This is a genomic window from Alloscardovia macacae, from assembly GCF_002259705.1.
In the GTDB taxonomy this organism is placed as follows: domain Bacteria; phylum Actinomycetota; class Actinomycetes; order Actinomycetales; family Bifidobacteriaceae; genus Alloscardovia; species Alloscardovia macacae.
The window spans coordinates 71,215-78,373 of record NZ_MWWT01000004.1 but is presented as its reverse complement, the minus strand read 5'-3'; the positions used below and the strand labels follow the sequence as shown (position 1 = coordinate 78,373).

Sequence of the window (7,159 nt, the reverse complement as noted above, 5' to 3'; positions counted from 1 at the left end):
CGATTAAAGCGGCACGCGAGCTGGGTTCAGAACGTCGTGAGACAGTTTGGTCTCTATCCTCTGCGCTCGTTGGAATTTTGAGGAGTCCTGCCCATAGTACGAGAGGACCTGGGTGGACGAACCTCTGGTATGCCAGTTGTCACGCCAGTGGCATGGCTGGTTAGCTACGTTCGGGTGAGATAACCGCTGAAAGCATCTAAGCGGGAAGCTTTCTCCAAGATAAAAATTCCTGATGATCTTGAATCATGTGAGACTCCTTGTAGAACACGAGGTGGATAGGCTAGGCGTGGAAGCATGGTAACGTGTGGAGCTGACTAGTACTAACAGTCGAAAACAAACCAACAATCATATCTTAAGCATCATGAATCTTTCTGCAACACTGGAATACAGTGATCACGAAAACGATTTTCGCGTCTACTAGCCGGTCCCCAAACCACCACGTATAATAGAATATGATTACACAAGATTTTTGTGGTGGTCTTGGCCTCATGGATACGCCCAGTCTCCTTTCCGAACCTGGTAGCTAAGCGTGAGCACGGTGATGGTACTGCACTCGATAGGGTGTGGGAGAGTAACACACCGCCACAAATAATACTTCATTGAAAAGGGAAGCACCTAAAAAGGTTGCTTCCCTTTTCACATACTCGGGGGCTTTTACACTGGTGGGAGCTCCCCTTTTTTTATTCCTAGGGGGTGTTGTGTTGTTTGTAGATTGTCTCATTCAACGTGGGATACCTTGGTAAACAAGCCTAGCCACGCGGGGTGAGTGAGAGAATCTGCAAATAACACGTTAAACACGAGGTGTAGAGGCGTGGTTATGTGTAAGTCGTCTCACTCCAGACGGGATTTTAGGGGGTTTCCAGTGCGGAGAAGCCTTTCTAGTGAGACCACTTACACACAACACCCCACACCCACCCCACCCCACACCCACGCCACCCCACACCCACCCCATAAACATCCATGTTCTCCAGTAGAATAATATTTGCTCTTCTTTTCCGTGAGGTTCTTTCAGTAAAGATGACGAAGACGACGCGAGAAGAAGATGGTTATTTTTTACTAATGGGAGAATAGAAGAATGCACGAGTTTCCGTTATGGATCCAGCTGCTGGCGGAGTTCGCCGGTACGGCCATTTTAATGATGTTCGGAAATGGCGCTGTGGCGAACCATGCCTTGACCCGTACGAAGGGTCATCACGCTGGCTGGCTGAACATCGCCATGGGTTATGGTTTCGGTGTGATGATACCAGTAGCCATGTTCGGTTTCGTTTCCGGTGCGAACATTAACCCTGCCATGTCCATCGCCCAGGCGGTGAACGGCATGATGCCATGGAATAAGGCTGCCCTGTACGTTCTCGTTCAGCTGGCAGGTGCTTTCGTCGGCCAGATTATCGTCTGGCTGCTCTATAAGCCATATTATGACGAGACCGAAGACGAGTGCGAGATTTTCGCTACATTCGCTACGAATGACGCTGCGGATAATAAGTTTAACTACTTCATTAATGAGTTCTTTGGCACGCTTATCCTCGTGTTCGCGGCTCTCCTCATCCTCGGTCTGGACTGGGGCAAGCATAACCCTATGTCTGCGGCTATCCTCGTGGGCTTCATCGTCTGGGGTCTTGTTACTTCCATGGGCGGTGCTACCGGTCCGGCTTTGAACCCGGCTCGTGACCTCATGCCGCGTCTGGCGCATCAGATTCTGCCTATCGCGCATAAGGGCAGCTCGCACTGGGGTGAGGCATGGATTCCTGTAGTCGCACCTATCTGCGGCGCTATAGTAGGCGTTATGCTGGCGAAGGTCTTCATTACGGTATCGTTCGTCTAGTTTTTCGCTTTCTTTCAATTTTCGGGCGTGAAGCTTCTGCTTCACGCCTTTTCTTTTATCCCCGTTATAGTGATGGGTATGACTGCATACATGGAGCATAAAGACCTGAGTAATACCAGTATCACGGATGAACGCCGCGCTGAGATCACGAGCGGAGTTCACCGCACCCTCGACGCCGTTCAGAACGCCCTCGCTAAAACAGGACGACCATCTGACGCCACCACACTCCTCGCAGCCACGAAGACGCGTGACGTCGCCGAAATTCTTGCTGCAGTGGATGCTGGTATCCGCTGCATAGGAGAAAACCGCCCTCAGGAAGTGCTCGCGAAAGCAGAAGGCCTCGCCACAGGTCTCGCAAACCGAGGCCTCGACGCCATACCATTCCACATGATAGGCCAGCTTCAGGCGAATAAGATTTCGAAGATTCTCCCGTACATCTCCACCATCGAGTCCGTGGACTCGCTGAAGCTCGCCGAGCGCATCTCTCGTCGCCTCGAGACTCAGGAGAACCACGAGATAGGTATCTTTCTCGAAGTGAATGAATCGGGAGAAGAGACGAAGTCAGGCTGCTCTCCCGACGAAGCCTACGACCTCGCCCAGCAGATAGCCGAGCTCGAGGGGCTTCGCCTCGAGGGCCTCATGACCATAGGCACACATGTGAGCGACGAAAAAGTGGTCCGCACAGGCTTCGCTCACTTGAGGGATCTCAGGGACCGCCTCCAGACCGCAGGCCTGAGCGCCTGTCGAGAACTCTCCATGGGTATGAGCGGGGACATGGAGTGGGCCATCGCGGAAGGTTCCACTCTCGTGCGTGTGGGCACAGGCATTTTCGGAGAGCGCGCCTTCATCTAGTCTTCATCTAGCACCCGCGTTTAGGGGTTTGCCTATCATAAGAGTATGAGAATAGCGCGTTTTAGTCATGATGACACAGTGTCCTACGCCTTCGTACAGAAGGATGAAGAGGACGGTAAAGAGTACCTCGTCGAGCTTTCGGGATATCCCCTCGGCGGCACTCCTGTCAGTCCTACGGGGGAGCGGTTTGAGCTGGACGGGGATGGCATCCGTCTGCTCGCTCCTGTTATCCCGAGTAAGATTTATGGCCTCGCGAAGAATTACGAGGCGCACGCGCAGTATATGGGCGAGATTACGGGGATGAAGGGCACGCATGCGCCAGAGGAGATGGTCATTTTCACGAAGCCATCTACCTCGGTCATCGGTCCAGATGACCCTATCGTCATGCCATCGTTCAGCACAGATATGAATTTCGAGCCAGAGGTGGCTGTGGTCATCGGCCGCATCGCGAAGAATGTGCGCGAAGAGGATGCCATGAGCTACGTCCTCGGCTTCACCTGCGTGAACGACGTCACCCTGCGTGACCTTCAGGGGGATGACCCTATGTGGACACGTGCGAAGGGATTTGACACCGCATGCCCACTCGGCCCATGGATCGAGACAGATCTCGACCACACGGATGCGAAGATCAGTTTCACGTTAAACGGTGAAGATGTTCCAGAAGCATCCGGCACTACGGCGAACCTCATTCACTCCATCGAGTCGCAGATAGCATTCATTTCCAGCTTCTCCACTCTTCTTCCAGGAGATGTGATTCTCACCGGCACACCGTATGCTACGGGAAGCCTGAAGTCGGGGGATGAGGCCATCGTCCATGTCGAAGGAATTGGAAGTCTTCGAAACGTCGTCATGCACGCCTAAACGCAAGCGCACACACAGAAGGAACGAACATGGTAGACAGCATTAGAGTAGCGCTGCTCGGCGCGGGCACGGTGGGCTCGCAGACCGCGCGGCTGATCGTCGAGCAAGCAGACGAGCTGGAACGTCGCGTGGGCGCGCGCGTGGAGCTCGCCGGTGTGGCCGTACTCGACCCGAGCCAGATCAGTGACCCGTGGATAGACCGCGCGCTGCTGACGGATCAGACGCTCGAACTGACCGAGCGTGACGACGTGGACATCGTCGTGGAGCTCATCGGTGGACTCGAGCCAGCGCGTACCTTCGTGCTGAGCGCACTGAACCACGGCGCGAGCGTGGTCACGGCGAATAAAGCGCTCCTCGCGAAGCACGGTCCAGAGCTCTACGAAGCAGCGCGAAAGAACGGCGTAGATATCTACTTCGAGGCGGCCGTGGGCGGTGCCATCCCTATAGTTCGCCCGCTGCGCGAATCCATGACGGGAGACCGCATTACGCGCATTATGGGCATCGTGAATGGCACGACGAATTACATTCTCGACGAGATGACCACGAAGGGTCTGGACTTCGCCACTGTGCTGAAGGATGCGCAGGCGAAGGGTTTCGCGGAGGCGGATCCTACGGCAGACATCGGCGGATTTGACGCTGCGGCGAAGGCAGCCATTATGGCCACGCTCGCCTTCCATCGCGATGTGCGCATGGATGACGTCCACGTGGAAGGCATCGAGCATGTGACGGATTCGGATATCGCTGCTGCGCGTGCCATGAATCGTGTCATTAAGCTTCTGGCCGTCGTCGAGCAGGATAGTGAAAACGGCGCCATCAGCGCTGGCGTGTATCCTGTCATGCTTCCAGCCGACCATCAGCTGGCGAAGGTCTCCGGCAGTTTTAACGCCGTCTTCGTGGAAGGCGAGGCTTCGGATGACCTCATGTTCTACGGGCGCGGTGCGGGCGGCGCTCCTACCGCATCTGCTGTGGCAGGAGACATCGTTACGGTAGCACGCCACCGCGTGGCGGGAACTACGGGGCCGGATATTCCTCTGTACTCTCAGGCTCCTATGGCAGATGCTGCAGACGGAGAGTCGTCGTACATGCTGCGCCTGAGTGTGGCAGATAATGTGGGCGTGCTGGCGAAGGTTTCGGAGATCTTCGCGAACCATGGCGTGTCCATTCGTGCGCTTCAGCAGCTTCCGGATGAGGATGAGCAGGGTAATCACGAGCTGTGGATTACCACGCATTCGGTTACTGACCGCGTCATTCGTGAGACGGCTGAGGACGTGGCGCAGGCGAAGGATACGAGCTCGGTACTGTCCATCATGCGCGTCTTCGAGGACGCCCAGTGAGTGGGGTCTTAGCCGCTCGGAAGGTCCGCGTGGATGTGCCGGCCACGACGGCGAACCTCGGGCCAGGATTTGACACGTGCGGCATGGCGTTCGCATACACGGACACCATAGAAGTCGAGGTTTTCGAGGCGGCGTCTGGCGAGCAGCCGAGCGTGCGCGTGGACATCCAGGGCGAAGGCGCGGATTATCTTCCACGCGACGAGCGTCACCTCGTGGTGAAGGCTCTGCGTGAGGCGGGGCGTACTTTTGGGCTTTCTGCAGACACGGGACTGCACCTGACTGCCACGAATCGCATTCCGCAGGCGCGCGGCATGGGCTCGTCCGCGAGTGCCATCGTCTCGGGTGTGACGGCTGCAGCTGCCCTCGCTGGGCTCGACGTGGCGGAAAGGGCTGTGCGCGACCAGATTTTCGAGATATCCGCGCGCCTCGAAGGACATCCGGATAACGTGGCACCGGCCGTGTATGGCGGGCTCACCGTCTCGTGGAAGGATGCGGACGAGTTTCGCACCGTGCAGTATCCCGTGTCTGAGGATATCCACGCGTGGGTGTTCGTTCCGGACTTCGAACTGTCCACGCAGAAGGCGCGTGAGGCTCTGCCTGAGACCGTGCCGCTGAAGGATGCATTGACAAACGTCTCGCGCGTGGCGCTTCTGCCCGCGGCGCTCGGACGGGCGGATAACGCGCTGCTGTTCGACGCGACGCTGGATACGCTGCATCAGCCGTACCGCGCGCCGCTCATGCAGCCGTCTGCAGACCTCGTCCAATTCTTCCGCACCCATGGCCTCGCCTCCACCATATCGGGGGCCGGACCATGCGTGCTTCTCCTGCACGCGGGAGACATAACTGACACCGTGCGCGCTCTGGCTGACGAACAGCTGAGCGAAGCACACTGGCGTATGCTGCACGTCCCTGTAGACCGTGCAGGCGTGCGCGCAGAAAGGATATCATGACCATACCCGTCGTACTAGCCTCTCAGTCTCCCTCTCGAGCGCGACTGCTCGAGCAGGCCGGCATCAAGCCCACCATCCGCGTCTCGCATGTGGATGAAGACGCAGTTCTTCAGCGTCTGGCTGACGACCGTGGTATCTCAGTAGACGACCTGTCCATAGAAGAGCGCGTTCTCGTTCTCGCCCGTGCGAAGGCGAAAAGCGTAGCAGAAGACTACCGCGCCACGTGGGATGCGATGAATGGGGCGTCGGGGCAGCTCACCATCTCTCGCCCTCTCGAACAGGGACAGGGAAGCGTGGCATCACGCGTAGACCTCGCTGAATATGTTTCTGTGCATCAGGGGCTGGCGGGGCTTATGCATGGGCCAGTGGTCATCGGTTGCGATTCGCTGTTTACGCTGAATGATGAGGTCTACGGAAAACCGCACACCGCAGACGTGGCACGCGAACGCTTGCGCGCTATGCGCGGGAATACGGGCACGCTGTGGTCAGGGCATGTGGTTATAGACCTTTCCACAGGCGAGATGGCACATTCCATAAGCCACGCACAGGTGACGTTCGCTGACTTCTCAGACGATGACCTCGAGCGCTATCTCGCTACCGGCGAGCCACTCGAAGTGGCGGGATCCTTCACTCTCGAAGGATACGGTTCTGCTTTCATTACCTCCATTCAGGGAGATCCGAGTGGTGTGATGGGGCTGAGCTTGCCTACAGTGCGCGCGCTCGTGGAGCAGCTGGGGATAAGCTGGACGAGTTTGTGGAATGCGGGGGCGGAGAAGAGTGAGGCTGCTGCGGTGGCTGAGGCGGCGGCAGCGGTTACACCTGATATTCCTTCGGATAACATCTCCCAGCCGGGAGATGGCTGGATACAGTGTGCCTGCGGGCATAAGCACTGGGGGCAGAATGGGGCTGCAGGAATCCTGCTGGCACGCCGCGATGATGACGGGGAAGTGTCCCACGTGGCCATGCAGCACCGTGCAGCATGGAGTGCGGAGGGTGGCACCTGGGGAATTCCGGGTGGCGCACTCGCGACCGGAGAAAGCATTATCGAAGGTGCACTGCGTGAGTCGCTCGAAGAGGCAAATATTCACCCCGAAGACATCGACGTGGTGGGCGCGTACTGTGAAGATCATGGCCCGTGGAGCTACACGACCGTCTTCGCCTTCGAAAAACCGGGACACATGGTCGAACCATATGCCACGGATGATGAAAGCGAAGAAGTGTGCTGGGTATCTGTGGATGATATCGAGGACATTACGCTACTGTCGTATCTGAAGAACGATTGGGCGAACTTCCTCCAGCGAGTGAACGTCATAGCTCGCGAGAACCGGGGCGAGTAGCTG

6 protein-coding genes and 2 rRNA genes are annotated in these 7,159 nt (G+C 57.1%); all 8 read left to right on the top strand.

Translation table 11 applies throughout. From position 1 onward, the window contains the following. Positions 1-343: ribosomal RNA gene (locus tag ALMA_RS02745) — 23S ribosomal RNA — on the top strand; the annotation flags it as partial. A 127-nt stretch (positions 344-470) separates the two neighbouring features. Next, positions 471-588: ribosomal RNA gene (gene rrf / locus ALMA_RS02740) — 5S ribosomal RNA — on the top strand. A 487-nt stretch (positions 589-1,075) separates the two neighbouring features. Then, the gene (locus ALMA_RS02735; RefSeq protein WP_086106779.1) at positions 1,076-1,822 is read left to right on the top strand and encodes an MIP/aquaporin family protein; all 747 of its coding nucleotides are present in this window, start codon (positions 1,076-1,078) and stop codon (positions 1,820-1,822) included. Positions 1,823-1,900: 78 nt separating this feature from the next. Then, positions 1,901-2,674 carry a YggS family pyridoxal phosphate-dependent enzyme gene (locus ALMA_RS02730; RefSeq protein ID WP_094726289.1) on the top strand — a complete coding sequence of 258 codons (774 nt, stop codon included), beginning with the start codon at positions 1,901-1,903 and terminating at the stop codon, positions 2,672-2,674. A gap of 45 nt (positions 2,675-2,719) precedes the next feature. Further along, positions 2,720-3,535 carry a fumarylacetoacetate hydrolase family protein gene (locus tag ALMA_RS02725; RefSeq protein WP_094726288.1) on the top strand — a complete coding sequence of 272 codons (816 nt, stop codon included), beginning with the start codon at positions 2,720-2,722 and terminating at the stop codon, positions 3,533-3,535. Between the two features lie 29 nt (positions 3,536-3,564). Then, complete coding sequence (locus ALMA_RS02720) at positions 3,565-4,869, top strand: homoserine dehydrogenase (protein WP_094726287.1); 1,305 nt, start codon at positions 3,565-3,567, stop codon at positions 4,867-4,869. Beyond that, the gene (thrB, locus tag ALMA_RS02715; RefSeq protein ID WP_094726286.1) at positions 4,866-5,819 is read left to right on the top strand and encodes a homoserine kinase; all 954 of its coding nucleotides are present in this window, start codon (positions 4,866-4,868) and stop codon (positions 5,817-5,819) included. Before ALMA_RS02720 ends, thrB begins: the two co-directional genes overlap by 4 nt. Continuing rightward, a complete protein-coding gene (locus tag ALMA_RS02710) occupies positions 5,816-7,156 on the top strand; it encodes a Maf family nucleotide pyrophosphatase (RefSeq protein WP_094726285.1) in 1,341 nt (446 codons plus the stop codon). The genes thrB and ALMA_RS02710 overlap by 4 nt, the downstream gene beginning before the upstream one ends. Positions 7,157-7,159: the final 3 nt, after the last annotated feature.